This is a genomic window from Mesorhizobium sp. M0152, from assembly GCF_040322415.1.
Taxonomy (GTDB): domain Bacteria; phylum Pseudomonadota; class Alphaproteobacteria; order Rhizobiales; family Rhizobiaceae; genus Mesorhizobium.
Genome location: NZ_JAMYTH010000006.1, coordinates 87,917 through 109,638, shown reverse-complemented (window position 1 = coordinate 109,638; position 21,722 = coordinate 87,917). Strand labels below are relative to the sequence as shown.

General features: G+C 62.3%; 20 protein-coding genes. 4 read left to right on the top strand and 16 right to left on the bottom strand.

Going from position 1 to position 21,722, the window contains the following annotated elements:
- Genes NKJ26_RS09020 through NKJ26_RS08995 form a run of 6 tightly spaced genes read right to left on the bottom strand, consistent with a single transcriptional unit; the run spans position 1 to position 5,302 of the window.
- Positions 1-933: a glycoside hydrolase 5 family protein gene (locus tag NKJ26_RS09020; protein ID WP_352694967.1), complete on the bottom strand. Its 933-nt coding sequence runs from the start codon at positions 931-933 to the stop codon at positions 1-3.
- Positions 926-1,687: a TIGR04290 family methyltransferase gene (locus NKJ26_RS09015; protein ID WP_352598451.1), complete on the bottom strand. Its 762-nt coding sequence runs from the start codon at positions 1,685-1,687 to the stop codon at positions 926-928. Before NKJ26_RS09015 ends, NKJ26_RS09020 begins: the two co-directional genes overlap by 8 nt.
- Before the next feature lie 12 nt (positions 1,688-1,699).
- Positions 1,700-2,491: a sugar phosphate nucleotidyltransferase gene (locus NKJ26_RS09010; protein ID WP_352694966.1), complete on the bottom strand. Its 792-nt coding sequence runs from the start codon at positions 2,489-2,491 to the stop codon at positions 1,700-1,702.
- Positions 2,491-3,591, bottom strand: a complete 1,101-nt coding sequence (locus tag NKJ26_RS09005) for a CgeB family protein (RefSeq protein ID WP_352694965.1) — start codon at positions 3,589-3,591, stop codon at positions 2,491-2,493. The genes NKJ26_RS09010 and NKJ26_RS09005 overlap by 1 nt, the downstream gene beginning before the upstream one ends.
- A 14-nt stretch (positions 3,592-3,605) precedes the next feature.
- The gene (locus NKJ26_RS09000) at positions 3,606-4,202 is read right to left on the bottom strand and encodes a histidine phosphatase family protein (RefSeq protein ID WP_027027915.1); all 597 of its coding nucleotides are present in this window, start codon (positions 4,200-4,202) and stop codon (positions 3,606-3,608) included.
- On the bottom strand, positions 4,199-5,302 hold the full coding sequence (locus tag NKJ26_RS08995) for an inositol-3-phosphate synthase (RefSeq protein ID WP_352598448.1): 1,104 nt from the start codon (positions 5,300-5,302) through the stop codon (positions 4,199-4,201). The genes NKJ26_RS09000 and NKJ26_RS08995 overlap by 4 nt, the downstream gene beginning before the upstream one ends.
- A gap of 155 nt (positions 5,303-5,457) precedes the next feature.
- Between NKJ26_RS08995 and NKJ26_RS08990 the strand changes: the two genes are divergently transcribed.
- Entirely contained in the window at positions 5,458-7,242 is a 1,785-nt protein-coding gene (locus NKJ26_RS08990; RefSeq protein WP_352694964.1) for a protein kinase family protein, read from the top strand.
- 53 nt (positions 7,243-7,295) lie between these two features.
- Here NKJ26_RS08990 and NKJ26_RS08985 read toward each other — a convergent pair whose 3' ends face one another.
- The 9 genes from NKJ26_RS08985 to NKJ26_RS08945 form a co-directional block, all read right to left on the bottom strand.
- Positions 7,296-7,496 (bottom strand): hypothetical protein, encoded by a 201-nt coding sequence (locus tag NKJ26_RS08985; protein ID WP_352598446.1) that lies wholly within the window; start codon positions 7,494-7,496, stop codon positions 7,296-7,298.
- 121 nt (positions 7,497-7,617) lie between these two features.
- Positions 7,618-8,661 (bottom strand): UDP-glucuronic acid decarboxylase family protein, encoded by a 1,044-nt coding sequence (locus NKJ26_RS08980; protein WP_352694963.1) that lies wholly within the window; start codon positions 8,659-8,661, stop codon positions 7,618-7,620.
- Positions 8,662-8,684: 23 nt separating this feature from the next.
- Positions 8,685-9,788: a CgeB family protein gene (locus NKJ26_RS08975; protein WP_352694962.1), complete on the bottom strand. Its 1,104-nt coding sequence runs from the start codon at positions 9,786-9,788 to the stop codon at positions 8,685-8,687.
- Entirely contained in the window at positions 9,785-10,879 is a 1,095-nt protein-coding gene (locus NKJ26_RS08970; protein WP_352694961.1) for a CgeB family protein, read from the bottom strand. Before NKJ26_RS08970 ends, NKJ26_RS08975 begins: the two co-directional genes overlap by 4 nt.
- A complete protein-coding gene (locus NKJ26_RS08965) occupies positions 10,876-12,006 on the bottom strand; it encodes a CgeB family protein (protein WP_352694960.1) in 1,131 nt (376 codons plus the stop codon). The genes NKJ26_RS08970 and NKJ26_RS08965 overlap by 4 nt, the downstream gene beginning before the upstream one ends.
- A gap of 2 nt (positions 12,007-12,008) precedes the next feature.
- Positions 12,009-13,070, bottom strand: coding sequence for a glycosyltransferase family 4 protein (locus NKJ26_RS08960; protein ID WP_352694959.1), 1,062 nt, complete (start codon positions 13,068-13,070; stop codon positions 12,009-12,011).
- Between the two features lie 23 nt (positions 13,071-13,093).
- On the bottom strand, positions 13,094-14,386 hold the full coding sequence (locus NKJ26_RS08955; RefSeq protein WP_352694958.1) for a TIGR04295 family B12-binding domain-containing radical SAM protein: 1,293 nt from the start codon (positions 14,384-14,386) through the stop codon (positions 13,094-13,096).
- On the bottom strand, positions 14,383-15,462 hold the full coding sequence (locus NKJ26_RS08950) for an NAD-dependent epimerase/dehydratase family protein (RefSeq protein WP_352694957.1): 1,080 nt from the start codon (positions 15,460-15,462) through the stop codon (positions 14,383-14,385). The genes NKJ26_RS08955 and NKJ26_RS08950 overlap by 4 nt, the downstream gene beginning before the upstream one ends.
- On the bottom strand, positions 15,459-16,565 hold the full coding sequence (locus NKJ26_RS08945) for an NAD-dependent epimerase/dehydratase family protein (RefSeq protein ID WP_352598437.1): 1,107 nt from the start codon (positions 16,563-16,565) through the stop codon (positions 15,459-15,461). Before NKJ26_RS08945 ends, NKJ26_RS08950 begins: the two co-directional genes overlap by 4 nt.
- Before the next feature lie 216 nt (positions 16,566-16,781).
- On the opposite strand from NKJ26_RS08945, the gene NKJ26_RS08940 reads away from it, so the two are divergent.
- Positions 16,782-17,054 (top strand): hypothetical protein, encoded by a 273-nt coding sequence (locus NKJ26_RS08940; RefSeq protein ID WP_352598436.1) that lies wholly within the window; start codon positions 16,782-16,784, stop codon positions 17,052-17,054.
- 232 nt (positions 17,055-17,286) lie between these two features.
- On the opposite strand, the gene NKJ26_RS08935 is transcribed toward NKJ26_RS08940, so the two are convergent.
- Positions 17,287-17,946, bottom strand: a complete 660-nt coding sequence (locus NKJ26_RS08935; protein ID WP_352598434.1) for a response regulator — start codon at positions 17,944-17,946, stop codon at positions 17,287-17,289.
- A gap of 274 nt (positions 17,947-18,220) precedes the next feature.
- On the opposite strand from NKJ26_RS08935, the gene NKJ26_RS08930 reads away from it, so the two are divergent.
- Positions 18,221-21,331, top strand: a complete 3,111-nt coding sequence (locus tag NKJ26_RS08930) for a CheR family methyltransferase (protein ID WP_352598433.1) — start codon at positions 18,221-18,223, stop codon at positions 21,329-21,331.
- Positions 21,328-21,720: a response regulator gene (locus tag NKJ26_RS08925; RefSeq protein ID WP_352598432.1), complete on the top strand. Its 393-nt coding sequence runs from the start codon at positions 21,328-21,330 to the stop codon at positions 21,718-21,720. Before NKJ26_RS08930 ends, NKJ26_RS08925 begins: the two co-directional genes overlap by 4 nt.
- Positions 21,721-21,722 lie beyond the last annotated feature (2 nt).

The following is a 21,722-nucleotide window of genomic DNA, read 5'->3' as shown; positions in this document are numbered from 1 at the left end:
TCACGCCGCGGAGACCCGCTGCGCCGGAAGCGAGGCGGAGATCATGCCGGGCGCGTAGCGGTGGACCATGTTTGCACAAAACGCGGCGAATTCTTCCGGTACCAGCGGCGGGCTGGTGTGGTGGGGCATCATCCCGCGATGCTCCGGCGTGAAGCAGAAGGTGACGGTCACGTCGAAATCGGCAAGCGCTTCCATTTGCCGGTCGAACCAGTCCAGCGCATTCGGCCTGAAACTGTCTGCCCAGGAAAGCCCGGTGCGCAGATTGGTGACCCCAAGCCGCTTCATCCAGGCGACGGCGTCGTCCAGTCGCGGATCCTCGAAATGAAACCATTGCACCAGGCCCATGTCCGGCGTGTAGCGCGCAAACTCCTCGAGCGCCGGTTTCGGGGTGCCGTCCTGGCGCAGCAGGCCCATGTGGAAATGGCGATAGTAAGAGGAGCCTTCGGCCTCGCGATGGCGTGTCGTCGCTTCCCATTCACGCGGCAGGTCATAGAGGCTGTACCACTGGATGCGCGGTGCGTTGCCGAGCAGCAGTTCGGCGGTGCGCCGCAGTCCCCAGACCTGGATCTCGTCAGCGCCGAATGTCGACACTCCCACTTCGCTGACCCAGACAGGAAGATCGGTGACGGTCGAAATCTCGCCGATCTTCTGCGGCCATTCCTGGATCTGCCACAGGTTCCAGTCGAGCGGAAAGCCGTGCACGGCAACGGCATCGACATGGTCCAGCACGCCGAGCTCCTTCATGCGCATGATGAAGCCCGGGTCAATCGGTGAAATGCCGCCAAGCACCTTGGTCAGGGCAGGGTTCTCCGAAGCGATCGCATCGGCCGACAGCTTTGCCATGGTGGCGAAGCGGCTCCAATCGGGGTCGAGCTCGGGATCCCAATGCGACTTGTTGTTGGGCTCGTTCCAGATCATCGCGGCTTCAATCATGGGGCAGTCCTTTCAACGGGTAGACGGCGCCGCCGCCATCCGGCTCTCCGGCAACGCGGCAAAAATAAACCTCCTGCTCAGGGTGCAGAAAGATCTCGAAGCCGGCGCTGCGCAACATGGCCTCGGTGCAGGCGCGGTTCGGAATCCACCAGTTGGTCGGATCGTCGGCATAGCGGTGTTCGACGAAATGCAGCTTCGGAAATTCCGGCCGGTCGAACAGGTCATGCGTCCAGAAATGATAATTCTGCTCCAGCGCAGGCAGGTCGGCGCTGCCGCGTTGCATGGACTGGAAAATCATCAGGTCGCTGGCGACATGCTCGCGGATCAGGTCGAGAGCAAGCAAGGGGTGGCGCAGATGGTACAGCACGCCCATGAACAGCACGATGTCGAATTTCTCGCGCAGGGCGCCGACGTCATAAACCGAAAGCTTCTGGAATTCGATGTCGCAGTCCGCGATCTCGGCCGCAAAACGCGCCTGCGCCAGATAGGCGTCGTCGAAATCGATGCCGAGGACACGGCTGGCGCCGCGCCGTTTCATCTCGATGGAATAGAAACCGGCATTGCAGCCGATATCGAGCACGGCCTTGCCGGCAAGGTCGGCAGGAATGACATCGGCGAACTTTCGCCATTTGATCAGCGGGTAATTGCCGAGAAAATGATCGGGAGCGGTTTCGACGCCGGCCAGTTCCATATTGTGGAACCATGGGCCAAGGGCATCGATACGACGGCGGATTTCGGCGTCGGAATGCAGCATGACTATGCTCCTTCACCCCGGATGGGGCACCTGCGGGTGCACTTCAGGCACGATCATGGCGGGTTGGTGTTGTTCGGATGTGGCGCCGTTTTCAAGCAGCCGAAGGGCGGTGCGATAGCCGTTGAAAGTTCCAACGTCGACATAGGCGGTACCTGCCCTGACGCCGTACGCCTTGCCACCGGCCGCCAGGTAAGCGTTGATCAGCGTGCCGATGTATTCGTCGTAACGGTCCCGTTCGCGCCAGAGCGCCGCAAGTTGGTGAAAGATATGACCCGGCATCTTGAAGGCGCCCCAGATCCAGTTCGTGGCGGCGTCCTGCTGCTTGACCTGGATTTCCGTCACGCGGTGGTCCTGGTCCAGAACCACGGCATCGAAGAGCTCGGGACGCTCCACCGGGAACAGCAGAAAGGACAGCTCGTCCGTCGCCAGCCGGCAGAAACCATCCTCCGGAAACCAGATCGTGTCGGGAAGGCCGATCAGAACCGTTTCGTCCGGGGCGACGAGGGGGGCTGCCCGGAAGATCGCATCGCAAAGGCCAACGGGGGTGGGTTGCGCCACAAACAGAGCGGCCGCGGTGCCGTAGCCGGCGGCGTAATATTCGAGGATGTCTGATTTGCCCGACCCGATGATGAAACAGATCTTGTCGACACCGGCGCGCACCATCCGCCGCACGAGATATTCGCTCACCGCGCAGGGGCGCTCGGTTTGCCCATCGATCCGGCTGCCGACCGGCAGCAGCTCTTTCGAGAAACCAAGCGGTTGAATGCGGCTGCCTCGTCCGGCAGCGGGCACGATGCCCAACATCAGACTGCTTCCTTCATCGGTTCGCCGGCCGGATTTCGCGCCGCTTCGCTCAGAATGCGATCGAGTTCCGCGGCGCGGCGCGCGGAGGTGTGTTCGTCCAAGACCCGCTCGCGCGCCCGGCTTCGAATGGCGTCGAGTTCCCGCACCGGCAGTTTGAGCGCTGCGACCACGTCGTCGGTGTCGTGCGCCAGCAGGATCTCGCTGCCGGGTTCGAAAAAGCTGTCGAGGCCCGGCCAGGTGTCGGTGACGATCGGTACGCCACATGCCGCCGCTTCGAACAACCGGCCCGAGGGGCACCAGCCCTTTTGAGCCATCGCCTCGCGGGTGACGTTCAGCGTCAGGCGCGACGATGAGAAGAAGGCCGGATGGTCGGCCGGCGGCAGGTGCCTGACGAAGAAGATGTTGTCGCTCCACGGGAATTCCTGCGGATATTGCGCGCCGCCAATGACGAAGCGGTGGTCCGGCAGGCGTGCGGCCGGGCGGACCAGCAGCTTTTCGACACCGGCCTGGCGATCTGCCGCATAGGTTCCGAGGTAGGACAGATCGCCCGCGAATTCGGCCCTCGGTTCTGCCGGTCGGTGCTGGTCGGGATCGACATGCCCATAGAGCGGCACCACGTGGCGCGCGCCCAGGATCGTCTTCAGCGCGTCGATCGCCGATCCACCCGTATAACTGAGGACGAGGTCGAAATCGGCAAGCCCTTCAGGCCCGAAATAGGACGGGCGTTCCCCCTGCTCGATGCGGGCTAGCGTGACCGGAGTGTCGAGGTCGTAGAAGACCCGCAGTCCGCGAGATGCCTGCTGCGCCAGGCGCGAGGCGTCCACGGCGTCGGGGCAGTAGGAGGTGACGATGACGACGTCCGATTGCTTGATCGCCCGCTCGGCGACCCGGCGGATGTCCTCCCAGTCCGGGTAAAGTACGATATTCCCGCCGTCCAGCTGATCGAGGTCACGCGCTCCGGCATAGTAGGGGGTGTTGCGTTCGAAGAAGGTGACGGACCAACCCAGCCGGGCAAGCGCCCGGATCAGCCCGCGCCACAGGGTGGCGTGGCCGTTTCCCCACGAGGATGTGACGGTGAGTCCGAAAATGACCATCTGCATCCGGCAGATCCTCGTCAAACAACTTCGTTCAAGCGAATGAGCTTGGAGCCCCAGTCTCCGGACACGATCGTGGTGACGGAGGCCGGATCGATGTCGAAGCGAAAGCAGTCGCCGACCGGCAAGCCAAGCACCTTGCAGACGGCCGCCTTGATCACATCGGCATGGCTGACCAACGCCACGCATTGGTTCTGGTGCCGCTCGCGAACCCGGTCCATGAGCGAAGCGATGCGTTGCTGGACATCCAGCATGGTCTCGCCGCTGGGCGTACTTGCCTCCTGTCGCCGATCGTTCCAGGCTCGCCAGGCGGCATCGCCGCTCAATTCCTCGAACGTCTTTCCCGACCAGGTGCCGAAATCGATTTCATCCAGTTCCGCGCGGATCCCGATTTCGCCGACATTGCAGGCCGTTGCGATCGGCACGGCGGTTTCCTGCGTTCGTTCACGCGGGCTGCACAAGATGGCCGCGATCGATTCCCGGGCCATGCGGCCGCCAAGGCGCGACGCCTGTTCCTTGCCGGCTTCGCCAAGGCGAACCCCGCCCATTCGCCCGGCGAGATAGGAGCCGACATTGTCATGTGCCGCATGGCGGATCAGAAAGAAGATCGTGGTCATTCCGCGGCATCGAGCATCGGCTCGTCCTTGCCGGCGATGAAGGCGAGCGTGCGCTGCCGCGCTTCGGCGTCGGTGAACTGTTCGGGAGGCGACTTCATGAAATAGCTGCACGGGCCGGTCAGCGCGCCGGCGATGCCGCGGTCGAGCGCCAGCTTGGCGCAGCGCACCGCATCGATAACCACCCCGGCGGAATTGGGCGAATCCCAGACTTCAAGTTTGAGTTCGGCATTCAGCGGCACGCCGCCGAAGGTCGTGCCTTCGACGCGGATATAGGCCCACTTGCGATCGGTAAGCCAAGGCACATGGTCGCTGGGGCCTACATGGATGTTGCCTGGCTCCAAAGGCACGTCGAACTGGCTGGCCACGGATTGCGTCTTCGAGACCTTCTTCGATTCCAGCCGCTCGCGTTCCAGCATGTTGAGGAAGTCGGTATTGCCGCCGAAATTAAGCTGATAGGTGCGATCGATGCGCACGCCGCGTTCGCGAAAAAGGTTGGCCAGCAAACGGTGCACGATGGTCGCGCCGACCTGGCTCTTGATGTCGTCGCCGACCAGCGGCAGTCCGCGCTGTTCGAAGCGCCGGCGCCATTCCGGGCGTGAGGCGATGAAAACCGGTATGCAGTTGACGAACGCGCAACCGGCCTCGATCGCGCATTCGGCATAAAAGCGCGTCGCTTCCTCCGAGCCCACCGGCAGATACGAGACCAGCACATCGGCGCCGCTTTTACGCAGGATTTCGCTGACATCGGCGACCGGCTCAGGCGCTTCTTCGATCTCGTCGCGCAGATATTTGCCGATGCCGTCAAGCGTAGGCCCGCGCTCGACGCGAGCACCGGTCGTCGTCGCATCGGCAAAGCGGAAAGTGTTGTTCGGGGCGCTGTAGATCGCCTCGGCCACATCGCGCCCAACCTTGCCCTTGGCGACATCGAACGCGCAGACGACCTCGATGTCGTCGACATGATAGCCGCCGAGGTCCGCATGCATCAGGCCAGGGATCGGCTCATTGCCTCTTGCCTCGCGGTAGTAGGAGAGACCTTGCACCAGGGAGGATGCGCAATTGCCGACTCCGACGATACCGATACGAACCTTTTTCGATCCCACGAAACTGCCGCCCTGTGCTGTTTGAAGGTAAGTTCCTTGCGCCGAACCGCCAGCTTGCCGGAATGTTCCTTGGCACATGGAAAAATTGCGCATGCCGGCACGGATCAAAGTCTCGCGCACCGCGTTGCGGCACGGCAGGCAGCGGAAATCCACCGATGATCACCTATGGCGACCACAAAAGGACCGAAAACGCGCAACAACTCCGCCGGGCCGCCGACGAAATGGCCGAGAGCCTCGGCCGCATGCCTTGCGGCATCAAGCGTCATGCGGCGTTGGTGAAGCTGTTCGTCAGTGTGTCCGAACTGGTCCAGGCGCTCGCCGACGTCGACTTCGAAGCCAACGGCGCGGACATCAATCCGCCGCGGCAGCGGCAAGGCGCCAGACTGCTGGCCGGTCTTGCCTTCGAAGTAGCGAGGTCCTGGAGAAGCGGCTTCGCCGTAAGCGGCGCCATCGATCCCGGTCTGCGGCAAATGCTGGCTGCGCTCGACTGCCGCGGTGAGGTTCTGACCGGCACGGCCGAGGGCTACGCGCATTACGCGCTTTATCCCGAAAGCTATCTTGGCGCGGCGCAGAAATCAGGTCTCGACGCGGACACATGCGTCATCGGCATCCGCAGCATAGGTCTCGGACTTGCGGCTATCGTGGCCGCCGCGCTCGGCGCGCCGGCGCCGCTCAGCGTGCGCCCAGTCGGCCATCCTTTCCATAGGCGCATCCGTGCCGATCCGGCATTGATCGGCGACTGGAGAAAAAGCCCGTCGGCCCGCTTCGCGATCGTCGACGAGGGGCCGGGCCTGTCGGGAAGTTCGATGCACGCCGTCGTCGCATGGTTGCGGGAATCGGGCATCGACACAGAGCGCATTCACCTGTTTCCCAGCCATTCGGGCGGACCGGGTGCCGAAGCTTCGCAAGATGCGCTCGAGACATGGTCGCGCTGCCGGAAACATGCGGCGATGGCCTTCGAGCACACTTTTCCTGGCAGCCCGCAAATCCCGGCACTCCGCGATTGGGTAGCCGAGGCGGTAGGCAGTCCGCAACTGAGCCTGATCGAGATATCCGGCGGACAGTGGCGGAAGTTCCACTACGCCAGTGAGGATCGCTGGCCTCCAAGCCAACGCGGCGCGGAGCGGCGAAAGTTCCTGGCGTCGGCGGGTCGCGATCGCTGGCTCGTCAAATTTACCGGTCTTGGCCAAGCCGGGCAGCGCAAGGCGCAAACCGCCCAGATGCTGCACGATGCCGGGTTCGGCCCACAGATCGTCGGGCTCTGCCACGGCTTTCTGGTCGAGCGCTGGGTCGACGGCATAACCATGGATCAATCAGGGGTCTCGAGAGAAAAACTTATCGAGCGTCTCGCACGCTATCTGGCCTGGCGTGCGGTCAATCTGCGAACTTTGGAGACCGGTGCTTCGTTGCCGATGCTCGCGGACATGGCCGTGCACAACGCCTCCGAAGCCGTTGGGGAGAGCCGTGCGGCGGAACTGCGGAACTGGTTCTCCAAGCAGGCTCCAACGAAAGGGTTGCTCCGGGTCGAGGTCGACGGAAGGCTTCACCCCTGGGAGTTTCTCGTTTGCGCCGACGGGAGGCTGGTCAAGACGGACGCCGTCGATCATTGCCGGGGGCACGATTTGATAGGCTGCCAGAGCATAGAATGGGATGTTGCCGGCGCCCGGGTCGAGTATGGATTTTCAGACAGCGAGGTTGCGGTCCTGTCCGACCGTATGGAAATAGACGCCAAGCGGCACGTCGATGCCGGCCTCATCGATTACTTCGAACCTTGCTATCTGGGATTTCAGATGGGACTTTGGAGCATGGCCGCCCGATCCGAAGACGGTCCGGAAAAGGTTAGGCTGACCGGCGCCGCGAAGCGCTATGAAACCGGCCTTATACAGTTCCTGGACAGATCGAAGCTTGTCGCCGCGCAACGACATCCAGCAGCGAATTGAATCGACCAGCCCTTTGAAAATACGGGAGGGCGCCGGCGCCGATCTGTTCGGCTTCAATCCAGCCTTCGCAGCATGTCTGCTTCCTGTTCGAGGATCCGGGCCACTTCCTCCCGCTGCAGATGCGTCATCATCAGGCTGACACAGCACTCGAGATAAGTGATAGAGGCCCGCCGCAGAAAGGCAGCCGTTTCCCTTTCAGCGATGTGCTCGATATCTTTTGCGGATCGTTTGGGTTGCACAGCTCCGTTCTCCATATCGGATCCCATTGCCAGAACCGTAAGCTTGGCCGGATGTTCCCGTGATCGGCAAAAGTGTCGTTGAAGACCGCATGGCCATGCTGGACGGTCATGCGGTAGAGGCGGCTGGAGGCGGGCTTCAGGCTGGGATGTTCTGCATCCTGCCCGATGCGGATCTCAGCTTTGCAATCGGTGTCATCCGACCATTGACGCGGCTGCTTTCGAGCCCGGCGAAGTAGCCGATCGTCTGCGTCAGCCCTTGCCTGAGTGGCACCTTTGGCGCCCAGCCGAGCAGTGCCTTTGCACGCGAAATATCAGGCTGTCTGCGGCGAGGATCGTCTTGCGGCAATGGCAGAAACTTCAGATCCGACTTGGTGCCGGTCATCGTCTTCACCAGCGCCGCCAATCGCACGATGGTGAATTCTCCGGGGTTGCCCAGATTGATCGGTTTGCCCGGATTGGGATCGATGTCCATCAGACGCATCAACCCCTCGATCAGGTCGGAAACGTAGCAGAAGGACCGGGTCTGCAAGCCATCGCCGAATATCGTCAGCGGGCGCTTCTCAAGCGCCTGCACGATCAGGTTCGAGATGATGCGGCCGTCGGCGGGGTCCATCCTCGGGCCATAGGTGTTGAAGATACGCGCAACGCGAATGTCAGCCTTTGCGGCCCTGAGATAATCGAAGCAAAGCGTTTCGGCTGTGCGCTTGCCTTCATCGTAGCATGCGCGTGGGCCCGTGCAGTTCACATGGCCGACATAGTCTTCCCTTTGCGGGTGCTGTTCTGGGTCGCCATACACTTCGCTCGTCGACGCCTGCAGCAAACGCGCGTCGTTGCGGGCGGCGAGTTCGAGCAGATTGAGCGTTCCGATGACGCAGGTCCGCGTGGTGTGGATCGGATCCGCCTGATAGCGCGGCGGCGAAGCAGCACACGCCAGGTTGAAAATACGATCTACCGGCTCGCTGATTTCCAACGGCCGGCAGACGTCCTGCTCGATCAGCCGGAATTCCGGCTCGTCCATCATCGAGATGATGTTCTCCATGCGACCGGTAAGGAAATTGTCGACGCAGATCACGCGCCAGCCGTTGTGGAGCAATGTTTCGCAAAGGTGCGAGCCGAGGAAACCGGCGCCGCCGGCGACAAGCACTGTCTTGGTGCCTCGCGCTTTTCTTGTTCGTCGCATCTCTGTTTTCTCCTGTCTGCCACTCATGCTGCACTTCCGATATCGACATCGAGGATCGCCGGTTTTGGTCGTGACAGCAGCGAGATGAATTCGCGCGCCCTGGCCGCACCGGTATGTGCCGCAAGGACGAGCCCGCGCGCCCTGCTTGCCATGGCGAGCCTGGCGCGATCGGATTCCCTGGCCAGGGTCCCGACGACCTCTTCCGTCCGGCCGGCGGTGTGGATTGCCGACGCGGGAAAGAAGCTGTCAAGACCTGGCCAGCGATCGCTGATGACAGGCGTGCCGCAAGCGGCCGCCTCGAAGAGGCGTACGCTGGGCGACCATCCCGCGGCGATCATGGAACTGCGTGTGACGTTCAGCGTGTAACGCTGGCGGCTGTAGAACGCGGCATGTTCGGCCGGCGGCAGGTGCTCGATGCGTTCGACATTGTCCGGCCACACGATGTCGGGCGGATATTGCGCGCCGGCGACGACGAAACGGCGGTCCGGCATGCGCCGTGCCGGCTCAAGCAAGAGGGCGCTCAGCGTTGCCTGCCGGTCGGCGCTGTAGGTGCCGAGATAGCCGAGATCCCAGCGGATCGGGTCGGCTGTCCGATGATGCCGTTCCGGGTCGACCGAACAGTAGAGCGGCTCGACGCGACGGGCGCCGAAGTTTGCCGCCAGATGGTCGAGCGTCGGCCCGCCGGTGAAGGAGAAATAGACATCGAAATACGGGATCTGGCGCCGACTCAGATAGTCGCAATCGTCCGCCGAAAGTTTTGCAAGCGTCACCGGCGTATCGATGTCGTAGAAACAGAGCTGCCCCTTGCAAAGCGAAGCGACGATGTCGATGACGGCGCGCCCCTCCGGAACGAAGGATCCGATGACCACGATATCGGCCCGCTGCAGGCATCCGGCGTAATCGCGGTGCAACTCCTGGGTCGTTTCGTAGTAGCGCAAGGCGCAGAACTCAGGGTCGCGCAGGTCGCGGTGATTGGCGTACCACGGCACGTCGCGCTCCAGGAAGGTCACGCGGTGGCCAAGTTCATGCAGGCCTTTCAGCAGTCCCCGAAAGGTAGTGGCATGGCCATTTCCCCATGACGAGGAGAGCGATAGGCCGAGAAAGACGATGTCGAGCCGGTTGGTCATTCCGCTGCCTCCACGGTCCCGCGCTCGAAGTGCCTCCTGAAGACGGCGTCAGCCACGTCCGCTCTCAACGCGTAGGTGTGTTCGCCAAGCACGCGGCGAAGCGCCGCCGCACCGATCGCCTTTGCCCGGTTGGGCGTCAGGGTGCGCATGATTTCGGCGACATCGTTGCCGTCGCGCGCCACAAGGATCTCTTCGTCGGGTTTCAGGAAAAGTTCGACGCCGACCCAGGCATCGCTGATGAGGCAGGCACCCGCGCCCGCCGCCTCGAAGACGCGCGTGGCGGGCGAAAAGCCATTCGCCGCCATGCTGTCGCGGCTGATATTCAACACCGCCTTGGGAGTGACATTGAAAGCATTGTGGTCGCGGGTGCCGACATGGCCGAGCCAGCCGACATTGGCGGGAAGCGGCTTGTCGCCCCAGCCCGATCCGCCGAGCAGGAAGCGTTGCTCCGGCAAACCGCTGGCAGGATCCAGGAAAAACGCCTCGACCCGCGCTTCACGGTCCGGCAGCCGGTTCCCAAGGAAGGCCAGATCGCAGGCAAAACGGGCGTGCCGGCCGACTGGATGATGCGTTTCGGGATCGAGCGCATTGTAGATCGGCACGCATTCCTTCGCGCCCATGGCCCGATAGGCCCAGACCACGGGGTCGCCGCCGCCATAGGTCAGCACGAGGTCGATTTCCCGCAGCGCATGATGCAGCGGATGGTCCGGTTCGTCGCGCAACTGGCCAAGCGTGGCCGGGGCGTCCACGTCCCAGAATACGACAAGCGAGTCGGCGCGGGCGTGGTCGAGCACGGCGCGCAGCAGGGCGTCGTCCTCGAAGCCGACGCCGCTCGCCTTGACGACGATGTCGGCCCCTGCGGCGCGTTCCGCCATCTGCATCAGCGCATGTTGGGTCGCCTCGTAGACAACCACGTTGCACCAATCCGGCGCGTCGATGTCGCGGTTCTTCTGCCGGTCGTAGACATCGGGCTCATAAAAGGTGATCTCGTAACCCAGTTGAGACAGAGCTTTGAGCAGTCCACGATAATAAGTTGCGGCGCCGTTCCAGTATGACGACAACAGGCTTGATCCATAAAACGCGATCTTCATGCAGCGGCTTCCTTTGCGGAGGTCGGATTGATGGTGTGTTGGCTTCCGCATTCGGCGAGCACGCCGAGCAGCTCGTCCACGCGGTGCCGGCAGGTGTGCCGCAGGCGGATGGTCTCGAGGCCCGACGCAGCCAGGGAGGCGGCCAAATCCGCGTCGTCCAGCACGGCGCGAAGGTGATGCCGCATCTGAGAGCCATTCTCTGCAAACAGGAAATCGATGCCTGGCCTGAACATCTGCTCGACGTCGGACCACGGTGCTGAAATCAGCGGAATGCCGCAGGCGAGCGCCTCGAACATGCGGATCGTCGGAATTCCGGGCAGGCCCTCCCGATAGGGGCGCCGTGGAATATGCACCGTGACACGATGAGCCGCGAACGCCTTCGGTACGTCGGCGTTGGCGATCCAGCCTTCGTAGCGCAGGCCGGCGGCAGTAAGATCGGCTAGTGCCTGCCTGGGATAGCGCACGCCGTGAACGGTGGCGTCGAGACCGAGTTCGCGTGTCGGCTCGATCAGGAATTCCTCGAGTTCTGCGGTTCGCTCGTCGTCGCCCCAGTTGCCGATCCAGATCAGGTCCGACGTGGGATGGATCTCCGGATGCGGCTTGAACAGGCGATCGTCCGCCGCCTCATGCCAGGTGAAGACGCGTTTACCCCAGCCTGCGCGAAGATAACTTTCGCGCAACGCTTCGCCAAAAGCGAGAACGCCGTCGTAGTGCTCCAGCCGCAACGCCGAGATCGCCTCGGTCGCCGATACGGCCCGGTGATGGGTGTCGTGAAACAGGAGGATGAAATTTCCGCCACTGGCCCGGGCACGGCCGATGCGAGCGACAAGATCCGGATCCGTCCATTCATGCACGATCACCACATCGGCGTCGGCGATCCAGGCCTCATGGTCAAAGCCGGCATCGTAGGTCACCGGCATCAGCTCCGGAAAATCCCTTCTGAAGCGCTCGATGGCGAACGTTCCTTTCTCGGCCAGCAGGTTCGAGCGGCTCCAGCCGTCTGTCGGCTCAAGTGCGATCACCTGGTGTTCGCGCGCGAACAGTTCCCGCATCACACCGCGCAGAAAATGAGCGTTGCCATGGTTCCAGTCCGAAACGACCGAATGGGTGTAGAACAAGAAGCGCATGGTCAGCGCTCCGCCATGGCCGAAGCCGCTTTGTCGTATACGCCGCGCATGGCCACCGCCTGGCGTGCGAGCGAGAATTTGCGACTCCGGCGGGCGGCGGCCTCGCCGAGCTCTCGCCTTCGCTGTGCATCGCTGGAGAGATGACCGATGCACATGGCAAGATCGTGTGGATCCCGCACGTCGAAGAACAGCGCCGCCCCGTCCCATAGTTCGCGGTAGGTGGGGATGTCGGCGAGCACCAGGGGTATCGACGACGTCGCGGCTTCCAGCACGGCAAGGCCGAACGGTTCGTAAAGCGAGGGCGACACGAAGATGCCGGCGCGCGTCATCAATGAGCGCACCTCCTCATACGGCAGCGGGCCGAGAGGGACGGCGTGCTTGAAGACGGCACGTTGACCATCGGGAGCTTGCATCGAGCCGGCTGTGAAGATGGGCCATTCAATCAGGGGCGCGGCGTGATCCAAAACCGCCGCATTCTTACCTTCGTCCCACCAGCGAGCCGCGGCAAAAACAAGCGGTTGGCGCCTTTCTGCTTTCGGGACCGGGCGGGCACCGTTGCTGACGATGCTGAGGCGCGCGATCGGCCCATAGCAGGTCCCGAGCATGTCGGCATGGCTGCGGCTCGGTGCAATGACGGCGTCCGCCCGGTCGAAGCCACGCCTGTTGCGCTCCATCTGCCAGGCCCACGCGCCGTCCACCGCCTGTCCCTTGACGGCATGGAACCAGGTCACCACGCAGGAATGCGAGACCACCACGACAGGGCAGGGCGCGTCGAACCCAGCCGCCTGCGTCGGCGCGTTGAGATGGACGAGGTCGATCGCATGGTCACGGATGGGCGCACGCAGTTCGTACGACAGTGCATCGAGATCACCGGCGTTGCGGGTCATCCAGTCTGGAGGCGTGTTCAGCCAGATCAGCGTCGTGAAGGACTGTGCTTCCTCGGCTTGCTGGCTGGACGGCTGGGGACCAACACCGGCAAGCAGGACGCTGTCGCCGCCCTTGACCAGTTCCCGTGCCAGGTCCAGCGCATAACGCCAGACGCCGCCCACGGCATCAACGGTCATCAGGATGCGCCGCGAGCGCGGGGTCAATGTCCGCAACATGTGGCCTCCAGCTCCGCCAGCGGACGCGGGCGCTTCTCCTGGATGTCGCTGAACGTCTGGAAGGATGCGAGGTAGTGGTCATGCGCCCGTTCCCAGGCGAGGTCGTCGGGCTCGCCCCAAAGCTCGCGATAGCTGGGTGAACTCGGATAAGGATAGAGAGGCACCGGTTCGTTGGCCCATACGCCGTTGTCGATCAGGTGTTTCCGCCAGTAGTCGACCAGGGCAGGGTCATCCTCGACGACGCCGATCAAATTGGCCTGGACGAAAGGAACGTGACGTCTCGCGTCGACCAGCAGAGCGGCGAGTTCCTCGGTGCCCAGCCGGCAGCGCTTCGCCAGCATGGCCCGGCCCTCGACCGTCAAACTCTCGAGGCCCGCTTCGATGGAGACGCAACCGGCGGCGCCCAGCAATTCCAGCAACTCCGGCTTCCACAGATCGATGCGGGTCTGCACGCCGAATTTCACGTCGCGATCGACCAATGCCTCCAGCAAGGCCTTCTGTGGCAGGAAGATCTCGTCGATGAAGTAGATGTAGCCGACCCCTTGCGCGATCAGGCGATCTATTTCGGTCACGACCAACTCGTGCTTCCGGCGGCGATAGGCATCGCGGAAATCCATCTTGGCGCAGAAGCTGCAATTGTACGGGCAGCCGCGCGACGCCTCGACCTCCGCGCCGAAACCCACCTGTTCATCGTCGAACCTGTGATGGTGATGCGAGTGGGCGGCGATCCACTCCGATGGCCATTCGAGCGGCGGGTGATCGACGAACGAACTGGCGTGGACACCGCCGTTTGAGATCACCTTCCCATTCTCGATATGGGCGGTCGACGTCACCGCGCTCCAATCGTCGCGCCGGGCAAGTTCCGCGACGATCCCCTCGCATTCGCCGCGGACGACGATGTCGACGCCAAGCTTGCGCAATGTCGGCGCCGGCGTCGCCGATCCATGCGGCCCAACAGCGACGGTGCGTCCGCCCCGTCCGGCAAGACGGTTAAGGAAATCGGCCGGGACGCGCAACTCCGGCGGTGCGCAGCGCCAGAACAGATAGGTCGGCGCGGTAGTGACGACGGTCATTGCCGGTTCGAAATCAGCCACTTGTTCGGCAAGACCGGAATTGTCCAGCTTTTGAAGTTGCCCATCCAACATGAGCACCTCATGGCCGGCTGCTTCGAGCAGGGCTTTCGAGTAGCCGAGTTCCAGCGGCAAATGCGGTTGGCGGCAGCCGAAATAGATGCTGTCGTCGTAGGTCCAGAACGGGTTGACCAGGGCGATTTTCATGCGACGTACCTCACGGCTTGGGGCTGCGGTCCCAGCCGATGGCGCTGCAGCCAATCGGTGAGGTCGCGAACACCTTCGTGCCAGGAGACATGGGCCTTCCAGCCGAGCGTGGTTTTGATCTTGGTTGTATCGGCGACGAAGTAGGGCTGGTCGCCCGCCCGTTGGCCCTCGTAGCGGATCGATAGCTCTCGACCGGTCAGGAGGCTGATTTCGCTCAGCAGCATGCGCAGGCTGAGGGCATTTTCCGGTCCGCCGCCAAGATTGAACGCCTCACCCTTGATGGTTTCGATCCGGTTGAGCACGGCCCGGTAGGCCGCAACCGCATCCGCGACGTGCAGGATGTCGCGCACCTGCCTGCCATCGCCATAGATGGTGATCGGCCGTCCTGACAATGCGCTGAGCAAGAAGTGCGCGACCCAGCCCTGATCCTCGGTGCCGAATTGACGCGGGCCGTAGATGCAGCTCATGCGCAGGACCGCTGTCGGGATGCCGTAGGACTTGGCGTAGTCGAGCACATACTGATCGGCCGCGCCTTTCGAGCAGCCATAGGGTGTGCGGAAATCCAACCCGCGGGTCTCGTCGATGCCACTGGCGCGGATAGCGGGGTCGCAAGGCACGCAACGGTCGCCTTCGTCGCGAACCGCGACGTCGGGGAGACTGCCATAGACCTTGTTGGTACTGGCGAAGATCACCGGGATGGGGTCGCCGCTCCGCCGGACCGCCTCCAGGACGTTGAAAGTTCCCCGGAGGTTGATGTCGAAATCCTCGGCCGGCTGAACCAGGCTCGTCGTGACGGCGGTCTGCGCGGCGAGGTGGAAGATCGCCTTGGATCGCCGCAACACCGGCGCCAGGGCGACGGAGTCCCGCACATCGATGGTTTCCACGGCAAGGAGGCTTCCATGCTTGTGCGCCAGCCATTCGAGGTTCTGTTCGACGCCAGGGCGGCTGAGATTGTCGATCACCAGCACCGGCACACCGTCCGACAACAGGCTGTCGGCGAGGTTGGACCCGATGAAGCCGCTGCCGCCGATGACGGCGACGGGGGCTTCGCGACGGTTGCGAGTACCCGGTCTCATGACACCAATCCGCGTTCTTCGAGTTCGCGCTTCATGTCGGCGCCGCGATCGACGGCGCCGGTGTTGCGCACCCATGCAACGAAGCCGTCGAGCGAGTTCTCCAGTTTCTGCCGCGGCTCGAAACCGAGCAGTTCACGCGCCTTGGAGATATCGGCGAAGCAGTTACGAATGTCGCCGGAACGTGCCTTGCCGAGCAGTTCGGGCGAGCGGTCCGGCGTTCCCATGGCCTCGGCCAGCAGCCGGGCGACCTCGCTGATCGTATAAGCCCGGCCGCTGCCGATGTTGATGACATGGCCTTTCGCCTGGCGCTGCTGGAGCGCCAGGCGAAAGGCGCGGGCGACATCGCGTACATGAACGAAGTCACGCTTCTGCTCGCCATCCTCGAAGATCATTGGCCGTTGCCCATTGGCGAGACGGGCGGCGAAGTTCGCCAAGACGCCGGTATAGGGATTCGAAAGCGCCTGCCCGGCGCCGAACACGTTGAACAGGCGCAACGCGACCGCATCAATGCCGTAAGCTTCGCCGAAGATAAGCACGGCGCGTTCCTGCGCGTATTTCGTGAGCGCGTAGATCGAGGCGAGATCGACCGGCTTTTCCTCGTCCGTGGGCAATGGCGAGAGGGGTTCACCGTCCGGCGAACGAGGATCCCATTGGCCGTTTTTGATGTCGCTCGCCTGACGCCGGGCATTGTCGATGCGCCGGCCATCGGGCGTGGCATAGAGGCCTTCGCCATAGACACTCATCGACGAAGCGACGATGATCCGCTCGACCGGTTGCTTGATCAACGCCTCAAGCAGCGTCGCGGTGCCGAGATCGTTGGTGCTGACATAGCGGGCGATTTCGTACATCGACTGGCCGACGCCGACTTCGGCGGCCAGATGAATGACCGCGTCGACACCTGCCAGTGCCTTGGCGACGGCTTCGCGATCACGAACGTCGCCTTTGATCAATTCGGCTCCGGCGGGAAGGCTGACCGCTTCGCCCGCGTGCACCTGTTCCAGCAGCGCATCTAGAATGCATACCGAATAATCGTGCTCAATGAGTTCCTGGGCGACGTGGCGGCCAATGAAACCGCAGCCCCCTGTAACCAATATGCGTTTCACGACAACTCCTCGGGCAAATGGCCTTGGCGTTCCGAACTTTTTGGCAAAAGGTTTGTTCCCGCGCTTCAACAAAGTTCCTCGGCTGATGTCTTCCAGGAGCAGGAAAACGCCCCTCGACCAGCCCCGCCGTTCGGGAACATTGCTGCTTCCGTGCTGTTAGGAAGCACGACTTGCCGCCGCCGAATTGGCGAAGACCGAGACCGAGAGGAGATTTCGATGTCGCAATCACGGACGACCACCAATCACGACGAGATACGCAAATGGGCCGAGGAGAGGGAAGGCAGGCCGGCAGTGGTACGGACCAAGGGCGAGGGCGGCATCCTGCGGATCGACTTTGGCGCGCCCGAGGAGGCATTCGAGCCCATTGAATGGGATGAATTCTTCCGGATATTCGATGAGAACGACCTGGCTTTTCTTTACCAGGACGAGACCGGCGGCGGGAAAGCCAGCCGTTTCAACAAGTTCGTCGAGCGTAACCAGAAGAGTTGATCAGGCAGGCTGCCGGGCTTGCGAAATGTTTGCGATGCGGTGGAACAATTGATGACCCAAGCGCTTCGGCCTTGAACTGAATTTACAGCTATCGGAGCAGGCCGCCAACCGGCCGAACTGGTCTTGATGACGTCCTGCTTGCTCGCAGCAGGGCAGCTACGCCACGGGCAGGTTCATGGCGCGGTGGGCTTGGTCGTTTCAGCCAAGGGAGCTTCGGCTCGGAAGGTGAAACTCAATGCAAGAGGTTTGCGCCGCTGGATTTCGCCACGTCCCTCATGATGCCGTTGAGCCAGTCTTCGGTCGACAAGCCGGCCTGCCTGCGGTCAATGTCCTGGATCGCTCGCTCGAGCGTCCTTTCGACCAGCCGGTCCGAGGCATCGACGTCTCCGAGCAAAAGGCGCGCCGCAAGCCGCAGTTTGGGCAAAAGCGAAAACACGTCGTCAGACGAATTTGGCGCGGGGCCGGCCACCCGGCCCGACGTTTGCGTCGGGAAAAGGGCATTGAATACAGCCTGGCCGCCAGAGGACTTTCGCAAATTGCTGGCATAGCGAAGATGCTGGGGAATGGCGATATCGCTATCGCCGCTAAAGAACACGAACGGCACGCCGCGACGCATCAGCTCGTCGGCGATCGGAAATACCCGACGGCCATTGAGATTGACGTCGAGGATTGCAGCCTCCGCCGCCTCGGTGTGAACGGATGCCTGTTCGATCGTCGCCGCGGGACCAAGTACGATAGCGCCCATATTGCTGAAATATCGCGCAAGATCGCCTGCCAGCATCCATTCGTCCTCGACGATCAGAATATGCACACCCCGCAGATCGTGCATCTCGTCATCCTTTCTTCGATCGGGATTTAGCATGGACAGCCCGAGCTTGCCGACATCTGTCATCCACCGCGACCTGCAGGCGTTTCGCAAGCACCAGCATCCGGTCCGGCACGGGTCCCGTATCGGAATGGTCGAGCAATTCCGGCGAGGCTGACGTGGTTTGCGTCCCGAGCCTTATTTCAGAAGGACGTCTTGTCATTGGAACACCATGGGCACCGGATTAACGTCATCCCCACCGACTTGTTCCGCCTCTCCCGCGCGCTATATCCTCATGTCCTGTCCAGCCGGGTCCTTGAGAGGATTCCGTGTTCGGGCTGGCCGAGAGCGGGGGCATGCCGTGACAACGCAGTTGAAGAGATTTCCCATCGCGGGAATAGGCGCGTCCGCTGGTGGGATTCCCGCCATGGAGGGTCTGTTCAAGGGAGTGACCGGTCAACCCGGCATGGCATTCGTCATCATCACGCATCTCAGCCCCAAACGGGAAAGCCTGCTGCATGAGGTTGTCAGGCGCTACACGGCAATGCCGGTTGCGGTGATCGAGGACGGCATGACCGTTCAACCGAACCATGTCTATGTGATGCCGCAGAACGTCGTTCTGACCATCGACAGGGGTGTTCTGCACCTGCGGCGGCCCAATGGGTTCAGCCAGGAGCGCAAACCCATAGATATCTTCTTCAGTGCGCTTGCCGAGGACCAGGGCGAGTACGCTGTCGGCGTCATCTTGTCCGGGGGGGATTCCGACGGCACGTTAGGGGCCAAGGCGATCAAGGAGCGGGGCGGGCTCACCGTCGCCCAAATGTCCGACGGCTACGGTCCGCGCAACCCCGACATGCCGCAGAGCGCGATTTCCAGCGGGCTCGTCGATATAGCGGTGCCCGCCGAGGAGATCGGGGCGAAGCTGGACGCATTCGCCCGCAGCTTCGACACGCTGAACGGTCTGGCGGACGATGACAGTGACGAAACGGCGGAGCTGAACAAGGTCCGCGACGAAATCTACGGCATATTGCGCAGCCGCTCGGGCCATGATTTCTCCGGCTACAAGACCAGGACATTCCTGCGTCGCATAAAGCGGCGCATGCAGATCGCTCAGCTTCAGTCGATCAGCGTCTATATCAAATGGCTGAAGGAGGATCCTCGCGAGGTGATGAACCTGTTGCGCGACCTGCTGATCAACGTCACTAATTTCTTCCGCGATCCCGAGGCCTTCGCAGTGCTGGAGAACCTGATCGTACCGCAGCTTTTCGAAGGCAAGGACGCCAGCGATGCCGTCAGGGTCTGGGTGCCCGGATGTGCCACCGGCGAGGAGGTGTTCTCCATCGGCATGCTGTTGCGCGAGCATATGGAGAAGCTTCCGGCGGCACCGCGCGTCCAGATATTTGCTACCGATATAGACGAACCGGCGCTGGCGGTGGCGCGCGCCGCACGTTATCCCGAGGCCTTGCTGAAAGGTCTTTCACCCGAACGCCGGGAGCGATTCTTCAACAATGATGGCGAGAGCTATGTGCTCAGCAATGAAATTCGGGAGCTGTGCATCTTTTCGCCTCACAGCGTCATTCGCGATCCACCCTTCTCGCGCATGGATCTGGTCTCATGCCGCAACCTGCTGATCTACTTCGGCACAGGCATCCAAAATCGCGTAATCCCCGTTTTCCATTACGCACTGAAACCCGGCGGCTATCTTTTCCTCGGCACATCCGAAAGCGTCGGCCAGCACGATGATCTGTTCGCCACTGTCGACAAGAAACATCGCATCTTCCAGGCGCGCGAACACGCGTCGCCGCATGTCAGACTGCCGGTGCTGATCGGCGATGGCCGGTCGGGCGCCTTCCCGCACGAAAGTACCGGCGCCAGGAAGGGAGCGCCTGGCTATCCGCTTCGCCAGGCAGTCGAGGCGCAGGTGCTCGAGCGTTTCGCGCCACCGCATGTACTGGTCAATGGCGATGGCGACGTCGTTTATTATTCCGCCCGCACCGGCAGATATCTCGAAGCACCGCAAGGCATACCCAGCCGGCAGTTGCTGACCATGGCGCGCCGTGGGCTAAGGCTCGACCTGCGCGCCGCGCTCAGGGAAGCGACGACGACACGCCGTACCGTCGTGCGGGAAAACCTCACCGTCGAGGAGGACGGCGAACGGGTCCAGCCGATCAAGCTCACGATCGAGCCGCTGGCGGAGCGCGACAATGGTGAACCGCTTTATCTCGTCCTGTTCGAACCGTCAGGCCCAGTGCAGGCCCGGTCCGGCATGGATGGCGAGAGCCGCGAAAGCGACAGCACAGCCGATCTCGAACGGGAGTTGCGCGACACAAGAGAGCGCCTGCAATCGACGATCGAGGAATACGAGACCGCTCTGGAGGAGGTGAAGTCGTCGAACGAGGAACTTGTCTCGGTCAATGAGGAGGCGCAATCCACCAATGAAGAGCTTGAAGCCTCGAAGGAGGAGATGCAGTCGCTCAACGAGGAGCTCAACACCATCAATGCGGAGTTGACCAGCAAGATAGAGGAACTCGATCACGCTAACAGCGATCTGCGCAATCTGTTCGAGAGCACTGAGATCGCAACCATTTTCCTCGACCGCAATCTGGTGGTGCGGACCTTCACCCCGGCGGCTTCGTCCTTCTTCAGCCTGCGTCCCTCCGACGTCGGCCGTCCGTTGACGGATCTGTCGAGCCAACTCGACTATCCCCAGTTGAAGCCGCATATCGACAAGGTATTCGAGACAGGCGAGACCCTGAACCATCACCTCGCGCGCGATACCAAGGGCCGGTTCCACATGGTCCACATCAATCCCTATCGGGATAAGAGCAACAGGATCCAGGGCGTGGTGGTGACATTGGTCGACGTGACCGTCCTGGCGCAGGCGGAAGAGCATCAGCAAGTGCTCATCTCGGAGCTCAACCATCGGGTCAAGAACATGCTGGCGGTCATCGTCAGCATCGCCAATCGCACCCGGGAAAGTTCGGAAACGAAAGAGGAGTTCGCACAGGCGCTTATCGGCCGCCTACATGCCATGTCACGGGCCTACGGCCTGCTGTCCCGGGAACGCTGGAAGGAAGCCTCGGTCAAGAAGTTGCTTCACCAGGAAATCGAACCGTTTGGTATCGACCGGTTCGAACTCGAAGGCGAAGAGGTGAAACTTGGCCCGCAGCAGGGGCTTTCCCTCAGTATGGCCATCCATGAACTGGCCACCAATGCGGCCAAATATGGCGCTCTGTCCAAGCCTCGGGGCAAGGTGGTCGTGAAGTGGTCGAGTGACGATGACGTGTTCACGCTCGCTTGGCGGGAGAAAGACGGCCCCGCTGTCAAGGAACCCGCGAGCACCGGCTTCGGCCTGACCCTGTTGCAAGGGGAGATCGGCTACAGGCTTGGCGGCAAGGTCGAGACGGCCTTCCTTAAGGATGGTCTCAGCGTCGAGATCCTGTTCCCGGCAAATCACAAGGAGGGGTCGTGAACGATAGTCCGCGCGTTCTGATCGTCGAGGACGAATGGCTGATCGCGGAGGATACCGCGGCTGGCCTGCGCGCCGCAGGCTACCAGGTGGTCGGCCCGGTCCCGTCTGTAATCGCGGCCCTCGAACTCGTCGACACAGATAAAATCGACGTGGCATTGCTGGATATTCAGTTGAACAATGAAACAAGTCTGCCGATCGCGGAGACATTGCGGGCGCGCGGCATTCCTTTCGCGTTCATGACCGGATTCGGAGAGCGAGACGTTCCGGCCCCATTCCACGACTGCAAGTACGTGCCGAAGCCCGCAATCGAAGCCGCCATTCTGGCCACGGTGGCCGATCTCCTCGCGCCGCCTCGCAAGGCCTTTATCCCGCCATTATCCCAAGGGTAGCC